The sequence below is a fragment of the Streptomyces sp. NPDC050997 genome, assembly GCF_040660135.1.
Classification (GTDB): Bacteria; Actinomycetota; Actinomycetes; order Streptomycetales; family Streptomycetaceae; genus Streptomyces.
On sequence record NZ_JBFAGK010000020.1, the window covers coordinates 137,435 to 163,070 of the forward strand.

Below are 25,636 nucleotides of genomic sequence, written 5' to 3' on the forward strand. Positions count from 1 at the left end.
TGCTTCGGCCGTTGCGGGCTGCGGGTGCGTTGTGGCTGGTCGCGCAGTTCCCCGCGCCCCTAGGGGGGTGGCCGTCACGTGGGCTCCTCCGGCGTCGTAGGTGTGGTGTCGAGCAGGTCCCAGGCCAGTAGGCCCGCGCCGAGGCAGCCGGCGCTGTCTCCCAGGGCCGCCGGGACGATCGTCGGCAGTTTCTGGAAGGTGACCCGCCGCCGGACGGCGTCGCGTAGTGGTGTGAACAAGGTTTCCCCCGCCTCGGCCAGCCCGCCACCGATGATCAGGGTGCGTGGGTCCAGCAGGGTGAGGGCGGTGACCAGGCCGTCGGCGAGCGCGTCGACGGCGTCCTGCCAGACTCGTACGGCGTTCGGGTCACCGGACACGACGGACTTCGCGCAGTCGGCCGCGTCCGCCTCCGGGTCTCCCGAGGCCGCCGCCCACGCCTCGCTGACGGCCGCCGCGGACGCGTACCGCTCCAGACAGCCGCGCTGCCCGCACGGACAGGCCGTCCCGCCGGGCCGTACGACGATGTGGCCGATCTCGCCCGCGAAGCCGTGCGCGCCCGCCTCGACCCGGCCGCCGATGCCGATGGCACCCGCGATGCCGGTGCCCAGCGGCACGAACAGGAAGCGATCGGCGCCCCGGCCCGCACCGATCCGGCCCTCCGCCAGGCCGCCGGTGCGCACGTCGTGGCCGAGGGCGACCGGGACACCCAGCCGGCGGGCGAGCAGCTCGCGCAGCGGTACGTCCCGCCAGCCCAGGTTGGCCGAGTAGGCGGCCAGGCCCCGCTCCTCGTCGACGATCCCGGGGACGGCGACGCCGGCCGCGGCCGCGGGCTCGCCGAGGTGCCGGGCGCCGTGCGCGCGCAGCTCGGCGGCGAAGTCGAGGATCCCCTCGACGACCGCGTCCGGCCCGCGCTCGCGCCCGGTGGTACGGCGGGCGCGGTGCAGCAGCTCGCCCGCCGGCCCGACCAGGGCGGCCTTCATTCCGGTGCCGCCCACGTCGAGGGCGATGGCATGTCTCACGGGGACCAGTGTGGCCCGCGGACCCGCGAGAGGTCTAGTCCACTTACGTGGTGTAGACCTATCCAGTTAATATGTAGGACCTTTCGAAAGTTTCGATCAGTGATCATGGGGCGGTTGGCAGTGCAGCGGCGGCGGGGTAGGACGGGAACGATCGCGGTGGTGTCCGCGCTGGGTATGACGGCGGTCCTGGGTGGCTGCGGCCTCACCGGGGGCTCCGACGAGGTGACCCTGAAGCTGGTGGCGGCCGACTACGGCGACGCCTCGGCGAACAGCTCCCAGAAGTACTGGGACGCGCTCGTCAAGGAGTACGAAGCGAAGCACGAGGGCGTGAAGGTCGACGTCACCGTGTACTCCTGGAACGACATCGACAGCAAGGTCAAGAAGATGGTCGCCGCCGGTGACCCGCCGGACATGGCGCAGATCGGCTCGTACGCCGACTACGCGGCCAGGAACCTCCTCTACTCGGCCGACGACCTGCTCTCCATCTCCACCCAGGCCGACTTCGTCTCCCAGCTCGGCCGGGCCGGCCAGGTCAACGGCGTGCAGTACGGCATCCCGTTCGCCGCCTCCACCCGCGTGCTCTTCTACAACAAGACCCTCTTCTCCAAGGCGGGCCTCAGCGCGCCCACCACCTGGGACGAGCTCGCCGCCGACGCCGAGGCACTGAAGGCGCGGGGCGTGAAGTACCCGTACGCGCTGCCCCTCGGCCCGGAGGAGGCGCAGGCCGAGACCATGCAGTGGCTGCTCAGCGGCGGGGGCGGGTACACCGCCGAGAGCGGCGGCTACGCCCTCGACTCCCGGGAGAACGTCAAGACCTTCACCTGGCTCAAGAACGACCTCGTCGACAAGGGCCTGACCGGGCCGGTCGCCCCCGCCGAGCTCAACCGCGCCGCCGCGTTCACCGCGTTCACCAACGGCAAGGTCGGCATGCTCAACGGACATCCCTCGCTGATGAAGATGGCCGACAAAAAGGGCGTGAAGTTCGGCATGGTGCCCATGCCCGGCGCGGACGGGCCCAGCGAGGTGTCGATGGGCGTCTCCGACTGGATGACCGCGTTCAAGAAGAACGGCCACGCCGAGCAGATCGGCGACTTCCTCGACTTCGTGTACGACGAGAAGAACGTCCTCGACTTCTCGCGGGAGTACGACCTGCTGCCCGTGACCTCGTCCGCGTCCCAGGTCATGAGCGGGGCGAAGCAGGACGCCGCCCTCAAGCCCTTCCTGGACGAGCTGCCCGTCTCCGAGCTGTACCCCGCCGGTCAGACCTCCTGGGCACAGGTCAGCGCGGACATCAAGCGGCGGATCGGCCGGGCCGTCGCCCCGAACGGCAACCCGTCGACGGTCCTGAACCAGCTCCAGGCGGCGGCGACCACCGCACAGAGCGCGGAATAGCCGACCGGACACGGTGCACGCTGGTCGCTGTCGGTGGCGGCGGCTAGCGTGCCGGGCATGGACCAGGAGCAGCAGCGGCTCGACCGCCGGGAGCGGGACATCCTCGCGCTGGAACGGCGGGGCTTCAGCGGGCCCGGAGCGAAGGAGCGGGCGATACGGGAGGAGCTGGGGCTGGCGCCCGTGCGGTACTTCCAGTTGCTCAACGCCCTGCTGGACGACGAGCGGGCGCTGGCGTACGACCCGGTGACGGTGAACCGGCTGCGGAGGGTACGGGACGCTCGGCGCGCTGAGCGGTGAGCGGTGGGCCGGCGAAGGTCGGTCTCATGGAGGACCAACTCGGGGCCCTCGACCTGGCCCTCAATGCCGCAAAGCCGCAAAGCCGCAATGCCGCAATGCCGTAATGCCGCAATGCCTGTACCGCGCGGTACATCGACGCCGCCGTCGACCAGCTCCGCGCCGAGGGCCTCGAGATCCGCGACGAGGACGTCGCCCCGCGCTCCCCGCAACCACAGCCTGGTAGGAGGGCCCGCGTCGGGTACGCGTAGGCCAAAGGCATCCGTGGTCCGGGAAGGCCGGACACCAGCAGGGGAAAGGTGCGACGACATGGCGGGACCGATTCTCATCACCGGTGCGGGCAGCGGCTTCGGCAAGGAGGTCGCGCTGCGGCTCGCCGCAGCCGGGCACGAGGTGATCGCGGGCGTGGAGATCATCGCCCAGCTCAGCGTCCTGCGCGCCGAAGCCCGCGAGCGAGGCGTCGAACTGCGGGTCGAGAAGCTGGACGTGACCGACCCCGGCGACCGGGAGAACGCCTGGACGTGGGACGTCGAGGTCCTCCTCAACAACGCCGGCGTCTCCGAAGGCGGCGCCACCGCCGACATCCCCGAGGAGCGGCTGCGCCGCCAGTTCGAGGTGAACGTCTTCGGCCCCGTCCTGCTCACCCAGGGCATCGCCCGGCAGATGGCGGCCCGCCGCAGCGGGCGCATCGTGTTCATGTCCTCGGTCGCCGGCCTCACCGTCGACCCGTTCACCGGCGCCTACGCGGGCTCCAAGCACGCGGTGGAGGCGTTCGCCGACGCTCTGGACCAAGAACTCGCGGAGTTCGGTGTCACGGTGGCCACGATCAACCCGGGCCCCTTCCTCACCGGGTTCAACGACACGATGTTCGAGACGTGGAAGGAATGGCGTGACAACCCCGCCGACCGCCTCTACGACTACACGGAACTCGCCTTCCCGCACGAGCAGTACGACCCCGAACCGGTCTACCGGCAGACCGTCAAGGTCCTGCTGGGCGAGGACCGCCGCTACCGGCACCTGCTCCCTGCCGAGCTGGAGCCGCAGGCCCGCGAACAGGTCGACGCTCAGTGGGACCGGCAGCTCAACGACGGACACCGTCCCGACCTGCTGCAGAAGGCGTACGACATGACCCCCGGCACCCCGGTCGAGTCCTGACCTCCCTCACCACCGCACGGTGACGAGGTCCGACGCGGCCTTCCCCACCAGCCCGGGCCGCCGTCGCCGCACGCCGCTCGTCCAGGGCTGCACCCTGCGCGAACGAGGTCAGAACCAGTGCAGGCAGTGCGGGGAGCGCTCGGCACGGAAGAGTGCGTCAGCGAGGGCGGCCGCGCCTGGGCGGTGGGCCCGGATGTGTCCGGCACGCACGAGCGTGCTCGGGGTGGTGCCGCCGAGGTAGACGGAGCCCAGGTCGCTGATGTCCAGGGACGTCTGGGGGCGCCCCGCCCCCAGCCCCCCGGCCCGTGCCCCCACCGCCCGACCCGGTGGGTCGAGATTCTGGACGAAAAAGCCTGAGGTGTGCCGAGAGTGCGCGCGCCGTTCGCGGATAAGGTCGGTTCATGGGCAGCCACACGGAATCCACGGACCCGCACGCCACTGACCCTCTGCCGACGCCGGCGACTCCCGCCGGCCGCGACGGGCTCGACGCCATTCTCGCGCGCCCCGCCCGCGCGGTGATCGCGCTCGACTTCGACGGGACACTCGCACCGATCGTGGCGGACCCCGAGCAGGCCCGGGCGCACCCCGACGCGGTGCCCGCGCTCGCCGCCCTCGCGCCGAAGGTCGCCGCCGTCGCCGTGGTCACCGGCCGCCCGGCCGGCGTCGCGGTGCGCCACGGCGGCTTCGCGGGCGTCCCCGGTCTGGAACACCTCGTCGTCCTCGGCCACTACGGCGCCGAACGCTGGGACGCCGTCACCGGCACCGTCAACGCCCCCGCCGCGCACCCCGGCGTCGCCGCCGCCCGCGCCGAACTGCCCGGCTTCCTCGACCGGATCGACGCCTGGCAGGGCACCTGGATAGAGGAGAAGGGCCGCGCGCTCGCCGTCCACACCCGCCGGGCCCTTGACCCCCAGGCCGCCTTCGAGGCCCTGCGCGCGCCGCTCACCGAGCTGGCCACCCGGCACGGACTGATCGTCGAACCCGGCCGGATGGTCCTGGAACTCCGCCCGCCCGGCATGGACAAGGGCGTCGCCCTCCTCGAATACGCCCGCGAGATCTCCGCCGAGTCCGTCCTCTACGCCGGCGACGACCTGGGCGACCTCCCCGCCTTCGCCGCGGTCGACAAACTCCGCTCCGACGGCACCCCCGGCCTGCTGGTGTGCAGCGGCAGCGACGAGGTGACCGAGCTGAGGGAGCGGGCGGACCTGGTGGTGGACGGGCCGGCGGGTGTCGTGCGGCTGCTGAAGGGGCTGGCGGCTCAGCTGGACTAGCTAGGCTTCGAGCGCGTGCAACTGGTCCAGGAACCACTGGGCCGGGGGCAGCGCGGTGGCCGCCGCGGCGAGCCGCTTCGTGCGCTCGGCCCGTTCGCCGGGCGACACGGTGAGCGCCTCGTGCAGGGCCCGCGCCGTCGCCACCACGTCGTACGGGTTCACCGCGATCGCGTCGTCCCCCAACTCCTCGTACGCCCCCGCCTCCCGCGACAGCACCAGCACGCAGCCCTCGTCGGAGACGACCGGAATCTCCTTGGCGACGAGGTTCATGCCGTCCCGGATGGGGTTCACCAGGGCCACGTCGGCCAGCCGGTAGGCCGCGAGCGAGCGGGCGAAGTCGTCCTTGACGTGCAGCACGACAGGGGTCCAACCCGGCGTCCCGTATCGGGAGTTGATCTCATCGGCCAGACGCTGCACGGCGGCCGTGTAGTCCCGGTACACCGCGAGGTCCTGCCGCGAGGGGTACGCGAACGCCACGTGCGCCACCCGCTCGCGCCACTCCGGGTGGTCGTCAAGCAGCTGCCGGTACGCCAGCAGCCCCCGCACGATGTTCTTCGACAGCTCGGTGCGGTCGACCCGGACGATGGTCCTGCGGCCCTCGCCGATCTCGGCCCGCAGCGCCGTCATCCGTTCGTCGACGTCCGCCTCGTGCGCCCGCTTCCGCAGGAAGTCCGCGTCCGCGCCGAGACCGTGCACACCGATTCGCGTACTCCCGAGCCCCCCGGCGAACTCCTCGGCGCACGCGGTGAACGCGTCCGCCCAGCGGTGGGTCAAGAAGCCCAGCCGGTCGGCGCCCAGCATGCCCCGCAGGACCTGCTGCCCGATGTCGTCCGGCAGCATCCGGAAGTACTCCGGCGGCGCCCACGGCGTGTGCGAGAAGTGGCCGATCCGAAGATCCGGGCGCAGTTCCCGGAGCAGCCCCGGGACCAGGGTCAGGTGGTAGTCCTGGACCACGACCGACGCCCCCTGCGCCGCCTCCTCGGCCAGCGCCTCGGCGAAGGCCCGGTTGTACGTCTCGTACGACGCCCACTGCCGCCGGAACTCCGCGTCGAAGACCGGCTCCAGCGGGGTCTGGTACAGCATGTGGTGGACGAACCACAGCACCGAGTTGGCGATGCCGTTGTACGCGTCGGCGTGCACGTCCGCCGGGATGTCCAGCATCCGCACGCCGTCCTCGCCGACCCCGCGCCGCACGGCCTCCCGGTCGCCGTCACCCAGCGCCGAGCACACCCACAGGGACCCCGCGTCCGACCCGATCGCGGACAGCCCCGAGACCAGCCCGCCGCCACCCCGTTTGGCGTGCAGCGAGCCGTCCTCGCGCACCTCGTACGAAACCGGGCCGCGGTTGGACGCGACCAGGACCTGAGCAGCACCGTGGGTGGAGGACATACGCCTCAACCTAGCCCGCCCCGGAAACGCTCAAACGTACGGATGACGTTCGCCACGGACCCGCGTCACACGACATACACCGGCGTACACCCGCATCAGGCGACCTTCCGTGCCGCGTACTCCGCGATCTCCGCCATCGGCGGACGCTCCTCCGTGTCCACCGAGTAGGTGCGTGGCTCGAAGCCGTTCCCGCTCCGTTCGAACTGGGTGAGGGCGGGCCGGATGAGGTGGCCGCGGGCCAGCCGGAGCTGGGCCGTGCGGTAGATCGCGGCGGACATCCGGCCCAGCGCCTGTCCGTCCTGGTGACGGTGCAGGCGCACGCCGACGTCGACCTGGGCGAGGGCGTCGAGGCCCACCAGGTGCAGGGCGTCGACCAGCATCCCCAGCTCGACGCCGTACCCGACGGGGAACGGCAGCTGTTCGAGGAGGGAGCGCCGGGCCGCGTACTCGCCGCCCAGCGGCTGTACGAATCCGGCCAGCTGCGGCCAGTGCATGTTCAGCAGCGGGCGGGCCATCAGTTCGGTGACCCGGCCACCCTGGCCGGCCGCGCCGCCCAGCGGACGGTCGTACATGCCCTTGACCAGGTCGACCCCGGGGTCGGTGAGCAGCGGGCCCACGATCCCGGAGACGAAGTCGGAGGAGAACTCCTTCAGGTCCGCGTCGATGAAGCACACGATGTCGCCGCCGGTGACCAGGAGCGAGCGCCACAGCACCTCGCCCTTGCCGGGGACGGTCGGGACGCGGGGCAGTATGTCGTCGCGGTGGACGACCCTCGCCCCGGCCGCGGCGGCCACCTCGGACGTGCGGTCGGTCGATCCCGAGTCCACGACGACGATCTCGTCGACGAGCGGGACCTGCCGCATGAGGTCATGACGGATCACGGCGACGATGTCACCGACCGTCTCCTCCTCGTTCAGTGCCGGCAGCACCACGCTCACCGACTGGCCCGTGGCGCGTTTCGCTGCCATGATCTTGTGGAGCGGGCGATCGGTCTTCGACCAGGAGCGGGTGCTCAGCCAGCGCTCGACTTCGTTCAGCACAGTGCGCGGCTCCTCTGCGTTCTCTCGGCGAGCTGCGATCCATAATCCCGTACGGGACAAGGGATCCGTCTCGCGGTTCGGACGGCTGTCTCAACTGTCCTGGCCTTCGGTTACAGTCTTGGACAAGGCTGATGACCATCGCATGTCGCGGGTCGTCGACTCGTTTCACCGATCAACAACTTCATACCGCTCATCCAGAGGGGCAGAGGGATACGGCCCGTTGAAGCCCCGGCAACCCTCCAGTCGGTTCTCGTCACCAGCGAGGCTCCCGACTAGGGAAGGTGCCAAATCCGTCTCACGGCGAAGTGCGTCGTGGGGAAGATGAGGAGAAAGGGCCTCGCCTCCATGGCTGTGCAGACTGCTGCAAGCACCACGAACACCGTAGACCTCGGCCCCGCCGCCGCGCTGAGCTGCCGCGAATGCGGTCACCGCGTGCCCCTCGGCCCGGTCTTCGCGTGCGAGGAGTGTTTCGGCCCGCTCGAGATCGCTTACGACTTCTCCGCCTACGACGCCGAGGAGCTCCGCAAGCAGATCGAGGCGGGACCCGCGAACATCTGGCGTTACGCCCCGCTGCTGCCCGTCCCGGCGGACGTGGCGGACAAGCCCAACATCAACCCCGGCTGGACCAAGCTCGTCAAGGCCGACAATCTGGCCCGTGAGCTGGGCGTCGACGCCGGCAAGCTCTTCGTCAAGGACGACTCCGGCAACCCGACACACTCCTTCAAGGACCGGGTCGTCGCCCAGGCCATCGAGGCCGCCCGCGTCTTCGGCTTCACCACCCTCTCCTGCTCCTCCACCGGCAACCTCGCCGGTGCGGTGGGCGCCGCCGCGGCCCGGGCCGGCTTCCGTTCCTGCGTGTTCATCCCGCACGACCTGGAGCAGGGCAAGGTCGTCATGGCCGCGGTCTACGGCGGTGAGCTCGTCGGCATCGAGGGCAACTACGACGACGTGAATCGTTTCTGCTCCGAGCTGATCGGCGACCCTGCCGGCGAGGGCTGGGGCTTCGTCAACGTCAACCTGCGGCCGTACTACGCCGAGGGCTCCAAGACGCTGGCGTACGAGATCTGCGAGCAGCTCGGCTGGCAGCTCCCGGACCAGCTGGTCGTACCGATCGCCTCCGGCTCGCAGCTCACGAAGATCGACAAGGGTCTGCAGGAGCTGATCAAGCTCGGGCTCGTCGAGGACAAGCCGTACAAGATCTTCGGTGCGCAGGCCGAGGGCTGCTCGCCGGTGTCCGTCGCCTACAAGGCCGGGCAGGACGTGGTCCGGCCGCAGAAGCCGAACACCATCGCCAAGTCGCTGGCGATCGGCAACCCGGCCGACGGCCCCTACGTGCTCGACATCGCCCGTCGCACCGGCGGCGCGGTGGAGGACGTGGACGACGAGCAGATCGTCGACGCGATCAAGCTGCTGGCGCGGACCGAGGGGATCTTCGCGGAGACCGCCGGTGGGGTGACCGTTGGGGTGGCGAAGAAGCTGATCGAGAACGGTCTTCTCGACCCGACGAAGACCACGGTGGTTCTGAACACTGGTGATGGTCTCAAGACGTTGGATGCGGTGGCCGGCACGGGGCTGACTGCGACGATTCGTCCCAACCTTGAGTCGTTCCGTGAGGCTGGACTCGTCTAATTCGTTTCGTCTGCGGGCCCGTGGGGGCTGGTCGCGCAGTTCCCCGCGCCCCTGTCGGGGGCGCCGAACCTGACCGGAGGTCATCAGCATGAGCGTCAACGTCCGCATCCCCACCATCCTGCGCACCTACACCGGCGGCAAGGCCGAGGTCGCCGCCGAGGGGGGCACCCTCGGCGAGGTCATCGCCGACCTGGAGAAGAACCACACCGGCATCGCCGCGCGCGTTCTCGACGACCAGGGCAAGCTGCGCCGGTTCGTCAACGTGTACGTGAACGACGACGACGTCCGCTTCGAGCAGGGTCTGGAGACGGCGACCCCGGACGGCGCCGGTGTCTCCATCATTCCGGCCGTCGCCGGCGGCTGATCATTACCTTCGGTAACATCAGTTACCGAGCGTTCATCGAATTGCCCCCTCCGTGAGAGAAGCGGAGGGGGCAATTCAATGTGGTTGAGCGCGGTACAGTTGGGGAACGCGCTGCCCCATCACAGGTCGGCAGCCCTTGTTTCTGCCTTACGCCCGACAAGATGTAGCCAAAGTGTGCGCCTCTTTCGTGGCTTTTGTGCTCTTTGTGTGGCCCGACTTGCCCTGAATTCGGGCGAATTCTCACCACATTCCGGATCGCGTGCGTCCTGAATTCTCGTCCGATTGACCTGTTGCAGACGGCAGTTGGGCAGATACATTCGGCCGCGGTCGACGCGTTCCGGCGCACGCCCCCAATCATGTGGGGGGTGAGGTCTGACCCGGATCCATGAAGTGTGGGTCTGTGCAAGGGCCAGTAATAGGGGAGTTAGGCATGGCTCAGGGCACCGTCAAGTGGTTCAACGCGGAGAAGGGGTACGGCTTCATCGCGGTCGACGGTGGTGCGGATGTTTTCGTCCACTACAGCGCCATCCAGATGGACGGGTACCGCACCCTGGAAGAGGGGCAGCGGGTCGATTTCGAGATCTCGCAGGGTCAGAAGGGGCCGCAGGCGGACATGGTTCGTCTGGCGACCGGCTGAATCGCGCCGGGTAAAGCAGCGACGTTCTTCTGTTCTTCTTCGAAGGGCTCGCACCTCTCACGGGGTGTGGGCCCTTCGGTGTGTCCGGGGTGCGAGGGGTGCGAGCGATGTGTCCGGGGCACGTGCCCCCGAGGTGTCCCGGGGGCACGGCGGCCGTGCCAGGGGCGCGGCGACGGGACGCTGTTCACCTGCGGATCCCTCCGAGGCGCTTGCACTCGGCATGGGCGAGTGCTAATCATTGGCGTTAGCACTCTGAAGGTGAGAGTGACAAGAAGGACCGAGTCGGTGAGGCCCGCAGGCCAGGTGGGGCAAGGAACCACGAGGCATGCGAGCCGTCCGTCGCGGGCGCGGGCGCGGTCCGAAGGAATCACCCCCAGTCCTGGAGGGACCACTTCACATGGCCAAGATCATCGCGTTCGACGAGGAGGCACGGCGCGGCCTCGAGCGCGGCATGAACCAGCTCGCGGACGCCGTCAAGGTGACGCTCGGCCCCAAGGGTCGCAACGTCGTCCTCGAGAAGAAGTGGGGCGCCCCCACGATCACCAACGATGGTGTTTCCATCGCCAAGGAGATCGAGCTCGAGGACCCGTACGAGAAGATCGGCGCCGAGCTGGTCAAGGAAGTCGCCAAGAAGACGGACGACGTCGCTGGTGACGGTACGACCACGGCGACCGTTCTCGCCCAGGCCCTCGTCAAGGAAGGCCTGCGCAACGTAGCCGCCGGCGCCAACCCGATGGCCCTCAAGCGCGGTATCGAGAAGGCCGTCGAGGCCGTCTCCGGTGCCCTGCTCGAGCAGGCCAAGGATGTCGAGACCAAGGAGCAGATCGCCTCCACGGCCTCCATCTCCGCCGCCGACACCCAGATCGGCGAGCTCATCGCCGAGGCCATGGACAAGGTCGGCAAGGAAGGCGTCATCACCGTCGAGGAGTCCCAGACCTTCGGTCTGGAGCTCGAGCTCACCGAGGGTATGCGCTTCGACAAGGGCTACATCTCGGCGTACTTCGCCACCGACATGGAGCGTATGGAGGCGTCGCTCGACGACCCGTACATCCTGATCGCCAACTCCAAGATCGGCTCGGTCAAGGACCTGCTGCCGCTCCTGGAGAAGGTCATGCAGTCGGGCAAGCCGCTGCTGATCATCGCCGAGGACGTCGAGGGCGAGGCCCTGTCGACCCTGGTCGTCAACAAGATCCGTGGCACCTTCAAGTCCGTCGCCGTCAAGGCCCCGGGCTTCGGCGACCGCCGCAAGGCGATGCTGAACGACATCGCCATCCTCACCGGCGGCGAGGTCATCTCCGAGGAGGTCGGTCTCAAGCTCGAGAACACCTCCATCGACCTCCTGGGCAAGGCCCGCAAGGTCGTCATCACCAAGGACGAGACCACCATCGTCGACGGTGCCGGCTCCTCCGACCAGGTCCAGGGCCGGGTCAACCAGATCCGCGCCGAGATCGAGAACAGCGACTCGGACTACGACCGCGAGAAGCTGCAGGAGCGCCTGGCGAAGCTCGCCGGCGGTGTCGCGGTCATCAAGGCCGGCGCCGCCACCGAGGTGGAGCTCAAGGAGCGCAAGCACCGCATCGAGGACGCCGTTCGCAACGCGAAGGCGGCCGTCGAAGAGGGCATCGTCGCCGGTGGTGGCGTGGCCCTGCTGCAGGCCTCCTCGGTCTTCGAGAAGCTGGACCTTGAGGGTGACGAGCTGACCGGCGCCAACGCCGTGAAGCTGGCCCTGGAGGCCCCGCTCAAGCAGATCGCCGTCAACGGTGGTCTCGAGGGTGGCGTCATCGTCGAGAAGGTGCGCAACCTGCCCGTCGGTCACGGCCTGAACGCCGCGACCGGTGAGTACGTCGACATGATCGCCGAAGGCATCATCGACCCGGCGAAGGTGACCCGTTCCGCGCTGCAGAACGCCGCCTCCATCGCCGCGCTCTTCCTCACCACCGAGGCCGTCATCGCCGACAAGCCGGAGAAGGCGGGCGCTGCCCCGGCCGGCGGCGGCATGCCGGGCGGTGACATGGACTTCTGATCGACCTGAGGGTTGATCAACCGTCCTTGACCGAGGGCGGCACTCCCTGGAGACAGGGGGTGCCGCCCTCGGGCGTGTTCGGGGTCACAACGCGGGCGGAATGCCGGGGCGGGTGTGGTGGTTGACGCCTACGCGCTGTATATGCGCATGCACATACCACCCGGTCCACCCCGAGGAGCCCCCACGTGACCGTCGCCGCCTCCGCCTCTCGCGCGGCCGAAGTCCTGTCCCGGCCTGTTTCCCTCAACGGCCTGACCGTCCCCAACCGCATCGCGATGGCTCCGATGACCCGGGCATTCTCCCCGGGCGGCATCCCGGGCGCGGACGTGGCGTCGTACTACGCGCGCCGGGCCGCCGCGGGCGTCGGCCTGATCGTCACCGAGGGCACGTACGTCGGTCACGCGTCGGCCGGATCGAGCGACAGCATCCCGCGCTTCCACGGCGAGGAGCAGCTCGCGGGCTGGGCGAAGGTCGCCGAGGCGGTGCACGCGGCGGGCGGCACGATCGTCCCGCAGCTGTGGCACATCGGCATGGTGCGCGAGCAGGGCCAGCCGCCCTACGCGGACGCCCCCGCCGTCGGCCCCTCCGGACTGCGCCTCGGCGCCGACGACGTCACCGGCAAGGCGATGACGCAGCGGGACCTCGACGATGTCATCGGCGCGTTCGCCGAGGCCGCGGCCGCCGCCGAGCGGATCGGCTTCGACGGCGTGGAACTGCACGGCGCCCACGGCTACCTCATCGACCAGTTCCTGTGGGCGGGCACCAACCGCCGTACGGACGCCTACGGCGGTGACCCGCTGGCCCGGGCGAAGTTCGCCGAGGAGATCGTGGCGGCGGTCCGCGAGACCGTCTCGCCCGAGTTCCCGATCATCTTCCGCTACTCCCAGTGGAAGCAGGACGTGTACCGGGCGCGCCTCGCCGAGACCCCCGAGGCGCTGGAGGCCATCCTCGCCCCGCTCGCCGCGGCCGGCGTCGACGCCTTCCACGCCTCCACCCGCCGCTACTGGCTCCCCGAGTTCGACGGCTCGGACCTCAACCTGGCCGGCTGGACCAAGAAGCTCACCGGCAAGCCCGCCATCACCGTCGGCTCGGTCGGCCTCGACGGCGACTTCCACAAGGGCTTCCAGGGCGAGGGCGCTCCGCTGAGGGGCATCGACGACCTCCTCGACCGCCTGGAGTCCGACGAGTTCGACCTGATCGCCGTGGGCCGCGCCCTGCTCCAGGACCCCGAGTGGGCCGCGAAGGTCCTCGCCGACCGCTTCGACGAGCTGAAGCCCTACGACGCGGCGGCGCTGGCGACGCTCAGCTGAGCCACCCCGACTCCGGCGCGGAGCCTGGGGCCTGGGTGACAAAGTCATGGGCGACGGCAATGATTCCGGTGAGCAACCATCGACCTGACGGCGAGGAGCGCCCACCGTGACGACAACCGAGGCCCGAAACCCAGAGGTCCGCACCGCGGGGGGTGCGGTGCGCGGGCGCCCGGAGGACGGGCTGACCGTCTTCCGCGGCATCCCGTTCGCCGCCCCGCCGGTCGGCGAGGCACGGTTCCAGGCGCCGCGCCCGGCCGAGGCGTGGGACGGCACCCGGGACGCGTACGCCTTCGGCCCGCCGCCCCCGCAGGACGCCGGGGGCCTCGGCGAAGGCGTCGGGCCGAAGGTGCCCCTGGGCGACGACTGGCTCACGGTCAACGTCTGGACGCCCGACCCGGATCCGGCCGCCCACCGCCCGGTCATGGTGTGGATCTACGGCGGCGCCTACAAGCTCGGCCACACCGGCAGCCCCGGCTACGACGCCCACCGCATCGCGCGGGACGGCGATGTCGTGGTCGTCACCCTCAACTACCGCGTCGGCATCGAGGGCTTCGCCCGCATCGAGGGGGCGCCCGCCAACCGAGGTCTGCTCGACCAGGTCGCCGCGCTGGAGTGGGTACGGGACAACATCACGGCGTTCGGCGGCGACCCCGGCCAGGTGACCGTCTTCGGCGAGTCGGCCGGTGCCGGATCGGTGGCGGCGCTGCTCGCGATGCCGGCCGCGTCCGGACTGTTCCGGCGGGCCATCGCCCAGAGCGTGCCGGGCACCTACTTCTCCGAGGAGCTGGCCCGTGACATCGCGACGGCGATCGCCGCCGAGGCGGGCCTGCGTCCGACGGCCGCCGACCTGTCCGCGGTCGACCCGCGCCGGCTGACCTCGGCGGGCGCGGCACTGGCCGAGAAGATGCTCCAGTACGTGGACAGGTGGGGCCAGGCCGCCCCCACGGTGACCCCGTTCTCCCCGGTGGTCGACGGCGAGGTCCTGCCGGTCACGCCCTGGGCGGCGCTGAAGGCCGGGGCGGCCCGGGACGTGGAACTGGTCGTCGGCCACAACAGGGACGAGTTCCGGCTGTTCCTGGCGATGGGCAGGCAGCTGGGGAAGATCACGGAGGAGCAGGAGCGGGGGGCGTTGCGGATGTTCGCGCCGGGCGCGGCAGGCTCGGCGGGTGCGGCGGGTGCGGCGGGTGCGGCGGGTGCGGCGGGTGCGGCAGGCTCGGCGGGTGAGTCGGGCGAGGACCGGTACCGTGCCGCGTTCCCCGACGCCTCGCCGGGTGAGCTCTACGAACGCGTCCTGACCGACTGGCTGTTCGGCATGCCGAGTCTCCATCTGGCCGAGGCGCAGGTCGCGGGCGGCGGCCGGGCCCATGTCTACGAACTGACCTGGTCGGCACCTGCCATCGGAGGCGCCATGGGTGCCTGCCACGGCCTCGACATCCCGTTGCTCTTCGGCACGTTCGGCGCCGATCTCGGCCTGCTGCTGTTCGCCGGGGAGGTCACGGCGGAGGCGGAGGCGCTGTCGGCCCGTTTCCGGCAGTCCTGGACGGCGTTCGCGAGGACCGGCGACCCGGGCTGGCCCGCGTACGACACCGAGGCGCGGCTGGTGCAGGTGCTGGACGCACAGCCGCAGGTCAGGGCGTACCCGGAGGAGTCGCGGCGGCTGTGGGAGGGGTACGAGTTCGCGGCGCTGCCGTTGGTGGGGTGAGCGTGACTCAGAGGTTGCCGAGCGGCTCGATGTCGACGCGTACCGGGGTGCCCCAGACGCGCAGTACCTCGTAGTCGGTGAACTCGTGCACCAGTCGGTAGGCCATGGCGGCGCGGGGTGCGCGTCGCTGGGCGGTGATGTACAGCTCGGCCTCGTGCCGGTCCCGGCGCGGGGTTCCGCACAGCTGCCACACCTGTCCGTTCCACAGCTCCGGCAGCCACCGCTGCTGGGGCTGCGGCCGGTCCTCCCGTACGCCGTAGCGGGAGGGCGTGGCATCGGGGGTCTGCGCGGGTGCGGGCCCGTTGATCTCGGAACGCCGAGCCGCCCGCCGCCGGGTCTCGCACAGCAGACACAGGTCGGGCGCGTTCTCGTCGACCGGCCCGTTGGGGTGCTCCAGGCACCGGGTGGAGGGCGCGGTGCCGCTGACGCTGTCGACCAGCAGATCCAGGGCGCGCTTGATGTCGGCCTTGACCTCGTGGAGCTTGGTGTCGGGGGTGTCGCCGGTCAGGGCGTCCCCGTGTTCTCCGAGGACCCTCAGGGCGCGGCCTAGGGCGGTGAGCTGGGCGTGGTTCATCAGTCGGCGTAGTCCTTGAGCTTCTCGGTGTGCAGGGTGATGCCTACGGGGTGCGGGATCGCCACGGTAGTCCCCCAGGGGGAGGACTGGGATTGCTGGTACCGGCCGTCCTTCGGCTCGCTGAACACGGTGACGGTGTTGTTGTCGCGGTCGACCAGGAGGTATACGGGGATGTCAGCCTCTGCATAGCCGATGGGCTTGTCGATGCGGTCGCGTTGGTCGGTGTCGCGGTCGTGCGAGGTGATCTCTACGGCCATGAGGGCGCCGTCCGTTTCGGACCACTCGCCGTCACCGCTGAAGTGGTCCACGGGTGCCAGGAAGCCGTCCGTGCGAGCGCGGCCCCTGCGGTAGGCCTCGGCCTTGACGCCGCGCTCCGGTGCGAGGTCAAGGTCAGGGCGTTGCTGCATGCACTGGCGGAGCAGCCACATGAAGATCGACGTGTGGTTGCCGTCCGGCATCGCCTTGACCTCTACTTTTCCGTTGATGTACTCCAGCCGCACGGTTTCGGGAGCCACGGCGGCAAGCTCCTCGAACTCGTCGACGTCGAGCGGGCCGTGCCGGACGCACAGCCTTCCGCCGAGGAACTCCAGCCTGTTCCGCAACTCCGTCGGAGCCCTACGGACGAGTTCGTCGAATTCCTCGACAGACATCTGGGGGCGTTGAGTGGTGTCAGGGGTCATGGCGTTGCCTCCTTTCCACAATGGTGCCCCGGAGGGATCTCGTCGGACCGTGGGAGCCGTCATACGGGCGTCCTTTCTTGTCGTCGCTGGGAGATCGCGGCGCGGATCCCGGCTGCGTGGGAGTGGACAGCAGGGGCGGGAAGGGGGGCGTGAGGGCGGGCGGTCTGCCCCCGGCATGAGCCGCATCTGCCACCCGGCAACGCCTCGGGGCGACCTGGCACGCCACATTCAGCGCACTCCAGGACGCGGAGCGGTGGGCGTGGTGGCGGGGCGGGCTCGGGTGGGAGTTTCGTGGTCAGGCGCGTGCGGATGAGGGCGGCCGGGTGGTGGACCGGGGTGGGCAGGCCGGAGGTCAGGGCGTGCACGACGGCGTCGTCCGTGACGCCCCGCGCGAACCACTCCGTCAGCAGCGGGGCGAGGGTCGCGCAGTCGGACTCGGAGAGGGAGAGCGCGGGGTTCGTACGGCCGAGGGCGGCGAGGAGGATGTGGGCGCGGGAGCGGGTGGCTCGGCGGGGTGAGTCGGGTGGCTGCTCCTGCGGTACGTCACCCCGCGTGAAGCCCGCCCACCAGTCGTCATCGCGTGCGGTACGGGACCACCACGATCGGGTGATCCAACGGGAGCCGCCCTCGGGCACGGCCAGGTGTTCCCGTCCTCGACGCAAGTGCCCTGCCCCTTGCAGACGGTTGAGGGCCGTGCGTAGCGCGCACTGTCCGTACGGGAGGTGCTTGGCCAGCGTCTTTACGGAGATGTCAGCGCCGTCGGAGAGGCGGTCGATGTACGCGGCGATGGCGGCTTCGCGGGGCGGAAGGTGCGCGAAGTCGTGCGCGGTGCGGGGGCGTTGGTCCGGGGCGGAGCGTTTGCCGTACCCCGGATTGGCCGAGGGATGGGAGAGGGCGTGCGCGGGCAGGAAGGCAGCACTAAGCTTGGCGTCAGCCATGGGATCGAACTTTTCCTTCGATCTTGTAGGTCAAGCCCCCGCAGGTGTTTGCCGCACCTGGCGGGGGCTGTTCTGTCTCGTTATCCGGGCACGCTAGACGATCGTGACTCTGCGTGGCAAGTCGAATGCGTCAAGTCAACACGCCGGGTGGGTGGGTGGGTTGAGGCCCTCCACCCATTCCTTGAAAAGAGGGCTCGGGGCTGGGGACTTGAGCTTCGGGGCGGTTCGACCAGCGCTTTTCAGAGGGCCGCGACGAACGCCGCCCAGGCCTCCGGCCGGAACGCGAGCTTCGGGCCGGAGGGGTTCTTGGAGTCGCGGACCGGGATGAGGGTGGGGAGGTGGTCGTGGGTGACTTCCAGGCAGTCGCCGCCTTGTCCGCCGCTGTACGTCGACTTGTGCCAGCGGGTGACTTCCAGGCAGTCACTGCCGCCTTGGCTGTAGCTCGACTTGTGCCAGGTGGCCGCGCTCAGGTCGTGGTCAGGGATGTTCCTCATGGGCGTAATCCTGCGCCAACGCCTCGATCAGGGCCAGGGACTTCTCCCGTGAGAGCGCGGAGGCGACGAGGAGGTCGAACCTGAACCTCTGTTGGACGACTGTGGCCGGGTCGTCCTCCAGTCTTCCGGTGCCGACTCCCTCGTAGTAGACCAGCGGAGGTGCGTCCTCGAACTCCATCAGCTTCAGGGCGCCCTGCATCGCCGGGTGCGCTCCCGCGCTGAGCGGCAGTACCTGCACGATGGCCCGGTTCCGGCGGGCCAGACCGGCGATGTGGTGCAGTGCCTCCGCCATGACCGCCCGGCCTCCGGTCTCGCGGCGCAGCGCTGCCTCGTCAAGTACCACCCACAACACCGGTTTTGTTGGATTGTCGAGCAGTCGGATCCGCTCCATCCGGCCGTCCGTCCACTCCTCGACAGTCTCCTCCGGCGCCGTCGGGTCGTACGCCCGGTTTACGGCCCGTGCGTACGCGGGGGTCTGGAGCAGTCCGGGGATCAGGAGCGGCGCGTACTGTCTGATCGCCGTGGCCTGCGCCTCGGCCTCCGCCGCCTCCGTGAAGTGGTTCTCATAGTTCGACTTGGCCGCCGCCCCGCAGTTCCGCAGGAAGAATCCCTCCGTCCCCAGCGCCTCATCCAACAACCGCGCGTACTCCGGCTGCATCCGCCGCGTCCCCGCCTCCAGTTGCCCGATGAACGAGCCGCTGCTGAACAGCCGTTGACCCAGGTCCTCCTGGCTCCACCCGGCCTTCTCGCGTGCGTGGCGCAACTCGGCCCCCAGTAAGGCGCGGGGAGACGATGACGGGTCCAGATCCTTCGGTCCGGGCATGGGCGGCTCCCTGTCCGACAGACGAGGTTGTTGGGTCGTCGTATCTGGCCAGGTTAGAGGCGTACCGGACACGCTGTGTCGTGAATCACCAACTCAGCGTGGAGGTAGGTAGATGGCCGTGCGGCCGACCGAAGAAGTCGTGGAAACCCTGCGGGAGGCCCTCGTGGGCGTCGGGCTCGTACTGCCGTCCCTGTGCGTCGATCCGGTGACCGGCGCGAGCGACGAGCCGTTCGCGCTGGTGGAGCTCGGGCGGTGCAACGTCCGTACCGCCGAGCGGCTGGCCTCCGTGTTGCGTGGGGAGCGGCCCGCGATCGGTACGCATGTCGTGGACGTACGCGACGGGCGGCTCGGGGAGGTGCGGGGGCACGTCGGTGGGCGGGTGCAGTTGCGGCCCGTGGCGGGCGGCCGGGAGTGGGACTGTCCGCCGGAGTCGACGGGGCCCGCGCCGCAGGCGGAGGTACTGCGGGCCCGGGTGCGGAGGATCAACGAGGACGGTCGGCTTCCCTCCTGATCCGTGGTCAGCGGCCCGCCGCCGCCAGCGCCGCGCGCAGATGGCCGCCGGAGTCCTCCAGGAGTCGGGTGGCCGTCGGGCCGTCGACGTCGGCGAGGATCGTCAGGATGGCGGGCTTCACCTCGCCGTCGGTGGCGGCGAGGGCCCGCTCGATCTCGTCGTCCGCCGCGCCCGTGGCGAGCGCGACGATACGGCGGGAGCGGGCGCGCAGCTTGTCGTTGGAGGCGCGGACGTCGACCATCAGGTTCCCGTACGTCTTGCCCAGCCGGATCATCGTGATCGTCGACAGCATGTTGAGGACCAGCTTCTGTGCCGTGCCGGCCTTCAGGCGGGTGGAGCCGGTGAGCAGCTCGGGCCCGACGACGATCTCGATGCCGTGCTCGGCCGCCGCCGCGAGCGCGCTGTCCGTGTTGCAGGCCAGCCCGATGGTCAACGCGCCCTGTGCGCGGGCGTGTTCCACCGCGCCGATGGCGTACGGGGTACGGCCGGAGGCGGAGACGCCGACCACCGTGTCGTCCGGCGTGAGCGCGAGCGCGTCGAGGTCGGCGCGGGCCAGCTCGGGCGAGTCCTCGGCGCCCTCGACCGAGGTGACCATGGCTTCCGGGCCGCCCGCGATCAGCCCGACGACCTGCGAGGGGTCCGTGTTGAAGGTGGGCGGGCACTCGGAGGCGTCCAGGACGCCCAGCCGCCCGGCGGTACCGGCGCCCGCGTAGACCAGCCGCCCGCCGCGCGCCATCCGCTCGGCGACGGCGTCGATCGCGGCGGCGATGGCTGGGAGCCGCTGCGCGACCGCGGTCGGTACGGCGACATCCTCGGAGTTCATCAGCCGGGCGATGTCGAGCGTGGCCAACTGGTCGATGTCCGCGAGCTCGGGGCGGAACGCCTCGGTGGTGAGGGCTTCCAACTGGGCCTGTAGATCACGGGGATCGGAGGTGGAGGTCATGGTGAGGGTCGGCTCTTTCCCATGTGCGGTGTGATGTCGTACGTGAAGGGGCGCGGGGAACTGCGCGACCAGGCACAGCGGCCCCGCAGATCAACACGAACGGTCGGACTTCCGGTCTGCCTACCGCCGATGCCGGTGCGCCAACGCCTCGTAGGACGCCGACAGGGCGGGCGCCGCCGTCTCGTAGGTCCGCTGCGCCACCCCGACGAACAAACAGTCCACCACCAGCAGCTGACTGGTCCGCGACGACATCGCCGCCGGGCGCAGTTCACTCTCGCGCGCGGTGGAGGTCGTCAGTACGTGATCGGCGTACTGCGTCACCGCACCGTCCGGACGTCCGGTGATCGCCACCGTCGTCGCCCCGTGCTCGAAGGCGACCCGGAGCGGTTCGATGACGTCGCCGGTCGAGCCGGAGTGCGTGATCGCGATGGCGACATCCCCCGCGCGCAGCTGCACCGCGTTGGTCACCGCCAGGTGGGGGTCGCTGTGGGCGTGGGCTATCAGCCCTATCCGCAGCAGCTTCTGGGTGAGGTCCTGGGCCACAAGACCGCTCGCCCCGACCCCGTACACATCGGTCCGCCGCGCGCCGACCAGCGCGGTCACGGCCGCCCCGAGCTGCACGGTGTCCAGTCCGGCGGCCGTGTCCGCGAGGGTCTGCTGCTCGTCGTAGGCGAGTTTCGCGACGACGTCGGCGATCGGGTCGTCGACCGCGATGTCCGTGGTGATCGCGGGCGCTCGGCCGGACTGCTGCTGGGCGGCGAGGCCGGCCAGCGCGAGGCGCAGGTCGCGGTAGCCGGGGTAGCCCAGCAGACGGGCCGTGCGGACGACCGTCGCCTCGCTGGTGCCGGTGAGTTCGGCGAGACCGGTGACGGTCAGGGCCGCGCAGCCGGCCGGGTCGCTCGCGACGGCCTCGGCGACCCGCTGCATGGAACGGGTCATCGACGGAGCCAGCGTGCGCACCTTGGCGGCGAGGGCGGCGGGTGCGGGCGGAGGGCCTGAGCTGCCCCGGCCGAAAATTTCCTTCACTTCTCGCGTCACGGGTGAAAGATATTTTCGGCTCGGTGTCGCGGTCAAGGGTGCGCACAATGGGTGCATGGACCCCACCAACGACCCCGCCGACGACCCCACCAGCGACGACCCCAGCGGCGATCCCATCAGTCCCCTTGAGCAGGCGTTGCACGCGGCACGCGCCCTGGTGCTCGCCGATCTGGCCTCGAACGAGGTCGCCGCCGCGGACGTGGTGTCCATGGTCGAGGACTCCGTGGTCCAGCGCCGCTGGTGGGTCGAGCAGTGGCCTCAGGGCGCGGAGTTCGTGGCCGGGCTGGTCGCGCAGGACGTACAGGACGCCCTGCTGGAGGCCTACGGCCGCTGGCCGCTGTGCCCGGTGTGCGGGGATGGCGATCCGCACGCGCTGGAGGTGGAGCCGGAACTGGGCGCCGACCCGTACTGGGTCTGCCACAAGGCGGGAGTGAGGGTCGCGGCGGTCGGATCGCTGGGGTCCGCCATCGGGGGACCGAACCCGTCGTGACGGTCTACATCGACCCGCCGACCTGGCCGGGCCATGGACGCATGTGGTCCCACCTGGTCAGCGATGTCTCGTACGACGAACTGCACGCGTTCGCGGAGGGGCTCGGGGTGCCCCGGCGGGCCTTCGAGCGCGACCACTACGACATTCCCTCGCATCGGTACGGGGACGTGGTGGCGGCGGGCGCGGTGGAGGTCAGCAGCCGCGAGGTGGTGCGGCTGCTGCACGGGGCGGGACTGAGGAGACCGAAGGGGCGGACTCAGCCAAGCGGTTCGTGAGCGAGCTGACTGGGCGGTGCCGCTGGTAGACCTGCGGCCTCAGCCGCGCAGCTGGTAGGCCAGCAGCCCCTCGTCGCCGACGTCCTCGCTCACCTGCCTGAACCCGACGCGGGAGAGCACCGCCTGGGACGGGGCGTTGTCCCGCTCGACGGTCGCGAACAGGGACCGTACGTCGGCACGGGCCAGCGCCCACTGCGACAGGGCGCGCAGGGCCTCCGTGACGTAGCCGTGGCCGCGGGCGCCGGGCACCAGGTCGTAGCCGATCTCCGCGCGGTCCTCCTCGTCGGGGGCGCTGTGGAAGCCCAGGCCGCCGACGGCGCGGCCGTCCGAGCGGCGGACCAGGGCGAACAGGCCGAACTCCGGGCGGTGTATCCCGGCTTCGTAGGCCTTCATCATCCACTCCGAGGCCTCCCGGGTGCCCTCGAACGGGCCGCCGTCGAGCCACTCGAAGCCGCCGTCGCCGCCCGCCCGCAGATCGGCGGCGGCCGCGGGAGTGATGCCCTGAAGGGTGAGCCGGTCGGTGGCGAGGACGAGGTTGTTGCTCCAGCGCCACTCGGTGAGCCGCGCGCGCCCCGGCAGCTCGCCGCGGCCGGTCGCCCACAGCAGCGTGCGCCAGTGGTCGGGGCCGGGGCGGACGTGCGGGAAGATCCCCGTCAGGACGTACTCGGCGAGTTCGGCGGGCGGCTCGTACGGCAGTCCGAGGCCCTCGGCGATGTCATGGGTGTGCAGCAGCACTTCGGCGACACCCATCGCGGCGAAGCCCTCGCGGTTCGCGCTGCGGAAGGGGTACGGGTGGAAGGCGCGCACCTCGCGGGGCGTGGTGCGGACGGCGGCGGCGAGCAGTGCGCCGGTCGCCTCGATCACGTCCAGGATCCCCGCGTTGTCCGTGCTGTCCTCGACGGTGATCTCGAACGGGACGTACGCGGTCTGCGCGCGGCCCGCCAACTGGCCGGCGTACGCGATGAGATCGCCCGCGATGTGCTCCGCCGTGAACCGGCAGCTCCACTCCAGCAGTCCCGCCCGGGGTCCGTCCCAGTCCTGATCCGTCGCCGTCCGCAGCAGTGCCACGGAGCCCGCGACGGCCTCTTTCACCTGGTCCTCGCCCATTGCGTGCATGGGGTGCAGGGTATGGCGGCCGGTGGCTCAGGTCGACAGCATTTCCAGCTCGGCGGACAGGTTGTAGCGGGCCGTCGCCTCCCACTGAGCCCGGCCGTACGGCGTCCTGAACAGCGCGGGCAGGTCGAGGAGCTGGCGCAGGATCGCGGCGCGGCCGTCGCGGAAGGCGGCCGGGGGCACGAAGCCGTACTCCTCGCGGACGGCGGCCGTGTACGCGGCGTACGCGGCGGGCGGGGCGGCGAGGATCGCCAGGTCGGCGTCGCACAGGACCTGGCCGTCGCGGTCGTCGTCGGCCGGGTCGTGGGTGACGGTGAGCCGGACCAGGCGGGCCACCTCGGCCGTCTTCTCGGCGGAGACCCCGGCCTCGGGGAGGGCGCGTTCGGCGAGGCGGGCCGAGCGTTCCTCGTTCTCGGAGCGGTCGGGGAAGTAGACCGCATCGTGGAACCAGGCGGCCAGGCGTACGACGTCCGGGTCGGCGGCGTGCTGTTCGAGGACGTCGATGTGGTCGAGGACCGCGGTGAGGTGCGTGAGCGTGTGGTAGCGGCGCTGCGGTTCCTGCCAGCGGGCGAGCAGGTTGTCGGCGTACGGCACCAGGTCGGGGTACGGCACCGGGTCGGGGCCGGTGGCCTCGGGGGCCCGGGCTCCTTCCAGGGCGCGGGTGAAGCGGGTGCGCAGGGCGTCGAGGTCGGCCATGGGGCCATTCTCCCCGTGGAGCGGGCGGGCGTGGATCGTAGGGGCGTAGTCTTGAATTGGACTAGACCTGTAGCCGTCGTCGAATGTCGAATGGGGTCCCATGAGCAACCGTTCAGTCCTGGAGGTGATCGCCCTCGATGTCGAGGACGCGGTCGCCGCTCAGGCCGGAGGCGCGAACCGCCTCGAACTCGTCACCGACATCGCGGCCGACGGGCTGACCCCGTCGCCCGGCACCGTCGCGGGGATCCGGGCGGCCGTCGACATCTCGCTTCGGGTGATGCTGCGGCTGACGGACGGGTTCGCGGCGGGGGGCGCCGCCGGGGTGGACCGGGTGGTCCGGATCGCCGGGGAGCTGCGGGAGGCCGGGGCCGAGGAGTTCGTGCTCGGGTTCCTCGACGGGGACGGCGGGGTGGACCTGACGGCCGTCGAGCGGGTGGTCGGCGTGCTGGACGGGTGCCGGTGGACCTTCCACCGGGCCATCGACCACGCCGCCGACCGGGACGCGCTGCGCAAGCAGCTGGACGGGCTGCCGGGCCTCGACACCTACCTGACGGCCGGATCGGCGTCGGGCGTGGACGCCGGCCTCCCCACGCTGCTCGCCGAGGCGGCGCGGCGCGGAGAGCCGGGGTACGAGCAGCGGCTGCTGGTCGGCGGAGGGCTGCGGCTCGATCACGTACCGCGGCTGCTGGCCGCCGGTATCGACGGCTTCCACATCGGCGGGGCCGCCCGGGCGGACGGCTGGGGGCGGCCGGTGTCGGTGGACGCGGTGGCGGAGTGGCGGCGGGTGGTGGACGGGGGGTGAGGGGGCGGTTGTCGGCGGGGGATTGACGGTCAGGGCGATTGTCGACCAGGGCGGCTGGTGGCCGGGGTGGTTGTCGGTCAGGGCGGCTGACGGCCGGTGTGCCGCCGGTGGGTCTGCGCTTGTATCTCCGGGGCCGTGAGGTGCGCTGGTTCCGGCAGTCGGTCAGCGGCGTGCTGCCGGAACGCCGACTCCCCCGACTGCCGCTGAAGGTCGCCGAGCTGACCGTGGCGGCGTCGGTGGGCCGTGCATGGCGCCACGCGACATCGGATGGCGCCACTTGGTGTCATCCGGTGCCAGCTGGTGCCACCGGGCGCCATTCCGTGCCCCCTTTAAGTGCAGGAGCGTGCACGGTGCCACGATGGCTCAAGTCGCCCTCGTCGTGTTTCCACAGTTCAGGGTGATTTCCTCAAGTCCGCTTCCTGTGCGGTGACGCTGAGGCTTGCATGTGGCGCCACTATGCTGCCATAGTGGCGTCATGGACCTCACCCCGTATGTCGACAACCTTCGCCGCGAACTCGCGGTGGCTGCCGAAGCCGGCGGCGACGAAGCCCGCGAGCTGGCCGAGAGGCTCACCGCTCCCCTGGAGTCGGCGACCCGGCTGATCATGCTCAACGTGCTCTCCGCCGCGATGGACGAGATCACCCGCGAACTCGCCCCCGGCTCGGTCGACGTACGGCTGCGCGGACTGGACCCCGACTTCGTGGTGACTCCGCCGCCCACCTACGGCGACGCCCCCGCGGAGTCGGCCGCGCCCGTCGAACCGCTCAGGACCCCGGCCCCGGCCGACGGTGACGAGGGCGGCACCGCGCGCGTCAACCTGCGCCTGCCGGCTCACCTCAAGGTGCGTGCGGAGGAGGCCGCGAGCCGCGAGGGCCTGTCGGTCAACGCGTGGCTGGTGCGGGCCGTGTCGGCCGCGGTCGACGGCGGCACCCAGCCGCGTACGACGGAGAAGACCCGCACCATCGGACAGAGCTTCACGGGCTGGGTGCGCTGACCGCGCCCCCTCGCACCACTTCACCCGCACCACTTCACCC

At 70.7% G+C, this 25,636-nt stretch carries 27 protein-coding genes, 1 pseudogene and 1 riboswitch; of the genes and pseudogenes, 15 read left to right on the plus strand and 13 right to left on the minus strand.

Going from position 1 to position 25,636, the window contains the following annotated elements; translation table 11 throughout:
* Window positions 1-74 precede the first annotated feature (74 nt).
* Window positions 75-1,019 carry an ROK family protein gene (locus AB0H86_RS34510; protein WP_362448019.1) on the minus strand — a complete coding sequence of 315 codons (945 nt, stop codon included), beginning with the start codon at window positions 1,017-1,019 and terminating at the stop codon, window positions 75-77.
* 105 nt (window positions 1,020-1,124) lie between these two features.
* On the opposite strand from AB0H86_RS34510, the gene AB0H86_RS34515 reads away from it, so the two are divergent.
* From AB0H86_RS34515 to AB0H86_RS34525, 3 genes are all read left to right on the plus strand, one after another.
* Window positions 1,125-2,411: a sugar ABC transporter substrate-binding protein gene (locus tag AB0H86_RS34515; RefSeq protein WP_362448022.1), complete on the plus strand. Its 1,287-nt coding sequence runs from the start codon at window positions 1,125-1,127 to the stop codon at window positions 2,409-2,411.
* A gap of 57 nt (window positions 2,412-2,468) precedes the next feature.
* Window positions 2,469-2,708 (plus strand): DUF3263 domain-containing protein, encoded by a 240-nt coding sequence (locus AB0H86_RS34520; protein ID WP_362448025.1) that lies wholly within the window; start codon window positions 2,469-2,471, stop codon window positions 2,706-2,708.
* A gap of 306 nt (window positions 2,709-3,014) precedes the next feature.
* Complete coding sequence (locus AB0H86_RS34525; RefSeq protein ID WP_362448028.1) at window positions 3,015-3,860, plus strand: SDR family oxidoreductase; 846 nt, start codon at window positions 3,015-3,017, stop codon at window positions 3,858-3,860.
* Between the two features lie 108 nt (window positions 3,861-3,968).
* Here the strand turns inward: AB0H86_RS34525 and AB0H86_RS34530 are convergent.
* Window positions 3,969-4,142 (minus strand): annotated as a pseudogene (locus AB0H86_RS34530) (sterol carrier protein domain-containing protein); the annotation flags it as partial.
* 119 nt (window positions 4,143-4,261) lie between these two features.
* Here AB0H86_RS34530 and otsB point away from each other — a divergent pair.
* Complete coding sequence (gene otsB, locus AB0H86_RS34535; protein WP_362448030.1) at window positions 4,262-5,131, plus strand: trehalose-phosphatase; 870 nt, start codon at window positions 4,262-4,264, stop codon at window positions 5,129-5,131.
* Here the strand turns inward: otsB and AB0H86_RS34540 are convergent, their stop codons facing one another.
* The gene (locus AB0H86_RS34540) at window positions 5,132-6,520 is read right to left on the minus strand and encodes a trehalose-6-phosphate synthase (protein ID WP_362448033.1); all 1,389 of its coding nucleotides are present in this window, start codon (window positions 6,518-6,520) and stop codon (window positions 5,132-5,134) included.
* Window positions 6,521-6,615: 95 nt separating this feature from the next.
* Entirely contained in the window at window positions 6,616-7,560 is a 945-nt protein-coding gene (locus AB0H86_RS34545) for a glucosyl-3-phosphoglycerate synthase (RefSeq protein ID WP_362448036.1), read from the minus strand.
* A 187-nt stretch (window positions 7,561-7,747) separates the two neighbouring features.
* Window positions 7,748-7,888, plus strand: a riboswitch (SAM riboswitch).
* A 17-nt stretch (window positions 7,889-7,905) separates the two neighbouring features.
* Here AB0H86_RS34545 and thrC point away from each other — a divergent pair.
* The 6 genes from thrC to AB0H86_RS34575 all read left to right on the plus strand — a co-directional run bounded on the left by thrC (window position 7,906) and on the right by AB0H86_RS34575 (window position 15,225).
* Window positions 7,906-9,189, plus strand: a complete 1,284-nt coding sequence (thrC, locus tag AB0H86_RS34550; RefSeq protein WP_362448039.1) for a threonine synthase — start codon at window positions 7,906-7,908, stop codon at window positions 9,187-9,189.
* 88 nt (window positions 9,190-9,277) lie between these two features.
* Window positions 9,278-9,553, plus strand: coding sequence for a MoaD/ThiS family protein (locus AB0H86_RS34555; protein ID WP_362448042.1), 276 nt, complete (start codon window positions 9,278-9,280; stop codon window positions 9,551-9,553).
* Window positions 9,554-9,983: 430 nt separating this feature from the next.
* A complete protein-coding gene (locus tag AB0H86_RS34560) occupies window positions 9,984-10,190 on the plus strand; it encodes a cold-shock protein (protein WP_007493268.1) in 207 nt (68 codons plus the stop codon).
* Between the two features lie 397 nt (window positions 10,191-10,587).
* The gene (gene groL / locus AB0H86_RS34565; RefSeq protein ID WP_362448046.1) at window positions 10,588-12,213 is read left to right on the plus strand and encodes a chaperonin GroEL; all 1,626 of its coding nucleotides are present in this window, start codon (window positions 10,588-10,590) and stop codon (window positions 12,211-12,213) included.
* 185 nt (window positions 12,214-12,398) lie between these two features.
* Entirely contained in the window at window positions 12,399-13,523 is a 1,125-nt protein-coding gene (locus AB0H86_RS34570; protein WP_362448049.1) for an NADH:flavin oxidoreductase, read from the plus strand.
* Between the two features lie 106 nt (window positions 13,524-13,629).
* Window positions 13,630-15,225 (plus strand): carboxylesterase family protein, encoded by a 1,596-nt coding sequence (locus AB0H86_RS34575; protein WP_362448052.1) that lies wholly within the window; start codon window positions 13,630-13,632, stop codon window positions 15,223-15,225.
* 7 nt (window positions 15,226-15,232) lie between these two features.
* Here AB0H86_RS34575 and AB0H86_RS34580 read toward each other — a convergent pair whose 3' ends face one another.
* From AB0H86_RS34580 to AB0H86_RS34600, 5 genes are all read right to left on the minus strand, one after another.
* A complete protein-coding gene (locus AB0H86_RS34580; RefSeq protein WP_362448055.1) occupies window positions 15,233-15,799 on the minus strand; it encodes a hypothetical protein in 567 nt (188 codons plus the stop codon).
* Window positions 15,799-16,479 (minus strand): Uma2 family endonuclease, encoded by a 681-nt coding sequence (locus tag AB0H86_RS34585; RefSeq protein WP_362448058.1) that lies wholly within the window; start codon window positions 16,477-16,479, stop codon window positions 15,799-15,801. Before AB0H86_RS34585 ends, AB0H86_RS34580 begins: the two co-directional genes overlap by 1 nt.
* Before the next feature lie 59 nt (window positions 16,480-16,538).
* Window positions 16,539-17,417 carry a hypothetical protein gene (locus AB0H86_RS34590; RefSeq protein WP_362448061.1) on the minus strand — a complete coding sequence of 293 codons (879 nt, stop codon included), beginning with the start codon at window positions 17,415-17,417 and terminating at the stop codon, window positions 16,539-16,541.
* A gap of 239 nt (window positions 17,418-17,656) precedes the next feature.
* Window positions 17,657-17,911, minus strand: a complete 255-nt coding sequence (locus AB0H86_RS34595; protein WP_362448063.1) for a DUF397 domain-containing protein — start codon at window positions 17,909-17,911, stop codon at window positions 17,657-17,659.
* Entirely contained in the window at window positions 17,895-18,734 is an 840-nt protein-coding gene (locus AB0H86_RS34600) for a helix-turn-helix transcriptional regulator (RefSeq protein ID WP_362448066.1), read from the minus strand. The genes AB0H86_RS34595 and AB0H86_RS34600 overlap by 17 nt, the downstream gene beginning before the upstream one ends.
* A 118-nt stretch (window positions 18,735-18,852) precedes the next feature.
* Between AB0H86_RS34600 and AB0H86_RS34605 the strand changes: the two genes are divergently transcribed.
* Window positions 18,853-19,245: a hypothetical protein gene (locus tag AB0H86_RS34605; RefSeq protein ID WP_362448159.1), complete on the plus strand. Its 393-nt coding sequence runs from the start codon at window positions 18,853-18,855 to the stop codon at window positions 19,243-19,245.
* A gap of 7 nt (window positions 19,246-19,252) precedes the next feature.
* Here the strand turns inward: AB0H86_RS34605 and murQ are convergent, their stop codons facing one another.
* Together murQ and AB0H86_RS34615 are read right to left on the minus strand one after the other, a co-directional pair.
* Complete coding sequence (gene murQ, locus AB0H86_RS34610) at window positions 19,253-20,188, minus strand: N-acetylmuramic acid 6-phosphate etherase (protein WP_362448069.1); 936 nt, start codon at window positions 20,186-20,188, stop codon at window positions 19,253-19,255.
* 120 nt (window positions 20,189-20,308) lie between these two features.
* Window positions 20,309-21,226: a MurR/RpiR family transcriptional regulator gene (locus AB0H86_RS34615; RefSeq protein WP_362448072.1), complete on the minus strand. Its 918-nt coding sequence runs from the start codon at window positions 21,224-21,226 to the stop codon at window positions 20,309-20,311.
* A 55-nt stretch (window positions 21,227-21,281) separates the two neighbouring features.
* Between AB0H86_RS34615 and AB0H86_RS34620 the strand changes: the two genes are divergently transcribed.
* Entirely contained in the window at window positions 21,282-21,716 is a 435-nt protein-coding gene (locus AB0H86_RS34620; RefSeq protein WP_362448075.1) for a hypothetical protein, read from the plus strand.
* Window positions 21,713-21,991, plus strand: a complete 279-nt coding sequence (locus tag AB0H86_RS34625; protein ID WP_362448078.1) for a DUF4031 domain-containing protein — start codon at window positions 21,713-21,715, stop codon at window positions 21,989-21,991. The genes AB0H86_RS34620 and AB0H86_RS34625 overlap by 4 nt, the downstream gene beginning before the upstream one ends.
* Window positions 21,992-22,030: 39 nt before the next feature.
* Here AB0H86_RS34625 and AB0H86_RS34630 read toward each other — a convergent pair whose 3' ends face one another.
* A complete protein-coding gene (locus AB0H86_RS34630) occupies window positions 22,031-23,107 on the minus strand; it encodes a GNAT family N-acetyltransferase (protein WP_362448081.1) in 1,077 nt (358 codons plus the stop codon).
* A 27-nt stretch (window positions 23,108-23,134) separates the two neighbouring features.
* The gene (locus AB0H86_RS34635; protein ID WP_362448084.1) at window positions 23,135-23,800 is read right to left on the minus strand and encodes a hypothetical protein; all 666 of its coding nucleotides are present in this window, start codon (window positions 23,798-23,800) and stop codon (window positions 23,135-23,137) included.
* 100 nt (window positions 23,801-23,900) lie between these two features.
* On the opposite strand from AB0H86_RS34635, the gene AB0H86_RS34640 reads away from it, so the two are divergent.
* Together AB0H86_RS34640 and AB0H86_RS34645 are read left to right on the plus strand one after the other, a co-directional pair.
* Window positions 23,901-24,602 carry a copper homeostasis protein CutC gene (locus AB0H86_RS34640; protein ID WP_362448087.1) on the plus strand — a complete coding sequence of 234 codons (702 nt, stop codon included), beginning with the start codon at window positions 23,901-23,903 and terminating at the stop codon, window positions 24,600-24,602.
* A gap of 475 nt (window positions 24,603-25,077) precedes the next feature.
* Window positions 25,078-25,596, plus strand: a complete 519-nt coding sequence (locus AB0H86_RS34645) for a hypothetical protein (protein ID WP_362448090.1) — start codon at window positions 25,078-25,080, stop codon at window positions 25,594-25,596.
* Window positions 25,597-25,636: the final 40 nt, after the last annotated feature.